This is a genomic window from Vibrio sp. Vb0304 (assembly GCF_033338995.1).
Lineage (GTDB): Bacteria > Pseudomonadota > Gammaproteobacteria > Enterobacterales > Vibrionaceae > Vibrio > Vibrio alginolyticus.
The window spans coordinates 1-1,591 of record NZ_JAWOTT010000095.1 but is presented as its reverse complement, the minus strand read 5'-3'; the positions used below and the strand labels follow the sequence as shown (position 1 = coordinate 1,591).

Sequence of the window (1,591 nt, the reverse complement as noted above, 5' to 3'; positions counted from 1 at the left end):
AAATGGAATACATTGCACTGCGTGAGAACATGGGTCGCGCTCAATATCGCGATGACGTGCTGACTCAGCAGCATTCCGGCCAAAGCTTCGGTGCAAATCTACCTAAAGACATTACTGCAGAATTCGTTCGTAAAGAAGTCGCAGAAGGTCGCGCCATCATTCCTTCGAATATCAATCATCCAGAATCTGAACCAATGATTATTGGCCGTAACTTCTTAGTTAAGGTGAATGCCAATATTGGTAACTCATCGGTCACGTCTTCAATCGAAGAAGAAGTGGAGAAACTTGTCTGGGCGACACGCTGGGGTGGCGATACCGTGATGGACCTTTCTACCGGCCGTAACATTCATGAAACTCGCGAATGGATTTTACGCAATAGCCCGGTGCCAATTGGTACGGTTCCTATGTATCAGGCTTTGGAGAAAGTAAATGGCATTGCTGAGAACCTGAATTGGGAAGTCATGCGCGACACGTTAATCGAACAAGCAGAGCAGGGTGTTGATTACTTTACTATCCATGCTGGTTTACTACTTCGCTATGTTCCAATGACGGCGAAACGAGTGACGGGGATTGTTTCGCGTGGTGGCTCGATTATCGCTAAGTGGTGTCTAGCGCATCACCAAGAAAGCTTCTTATACACCCATTTCCGCGAGATCTGTGAAATTTGTGCGAAGTACGATGTCGCTCTATCTCTTGGTGATGGCTTGCGTCCTGGCTCGGTTGCAGACGCGAACGATGAAGCGCAATTTGCAGAGCTGCGTACGCTCGGCGAGTTGACGAAAATCGCATGGGAATATGATGTACAGGTCATCATTGAAGGCCCTGGCCATATTCCAATGCACATGATCAAAGAGAATATGGACCAACAGTTGGAACACTGTCATGAAGCGCCGTTCTACACCTTGGGTCCTCTAACGACAGATATAGCTCCGGGTTATGACCATATTACATCCGGTATTGGCGCGGCGATGATTGGTTGGTATGGCTGCGCTATGTTGTGTTACGTGACCCCTAAGGAGCACTTGGGGCTTCCAAATAAAGAAGACGTTAAAACCGGTATGATCACCTACAAGCTAGCTGCGCATGCTGCGGATTTAGCAAAAGGGCATCCGGGAGCACAAGTTCGTGACAATGCCTTATCAAAGGCGCGTTTTGAATTCCGCTGGGAAGACCAATTTAACCTCGCTTTAGACCCCGATACGGCACGTGCATTTCATGATGAAACGCTACCGCAAGAGTCTGGAAAAGTAGCGCACTTCTGCTCAATGTGCGGCCCTAAATTCTGCTCAATGAAGATTTCTCAAGAAGTCAGGGAGTATGCCAAAGATACAGAGCAAGTTGCCGCGGATCAGGCGATTTCTATCAAGATGTTAGATGACCCGCTGGAAGGCATGCGTAAGAAGTCTGAAGAGTTTCGTGCGACAGGCTCAGAGCTTTATCACCCAGCCGTGCACGCCGAGGCGGATGAGTAATGGCTAAAATCCTTATTCCATCGTCGTTAATTCCGCTGACAGGATCTGTTCAGCAGAGTTTATTGTTGGCGAAAGAACAGGGTTTTAGTATTGATGAGATTGAGTTGGGCGTAAGCCCG

The 1,591-nt window shown here is 48.1% G+C and carries 1 protein-coding gene; it reads left to right on the top strand.

What is annotated here, in order from left to right:
- Window positions 1-1,472, top strand: a 1,472-nt coding sequence (gene thiC / locus R7P35_RS24060) for a phosphomethylpyrimidine synthase ThiC (protein WP_318092841.1), incomplete at its 5' end; no start/stop codon positions are given.
- Window positions 1,473-1,591 lie beyond the last annotated feature (119 nt).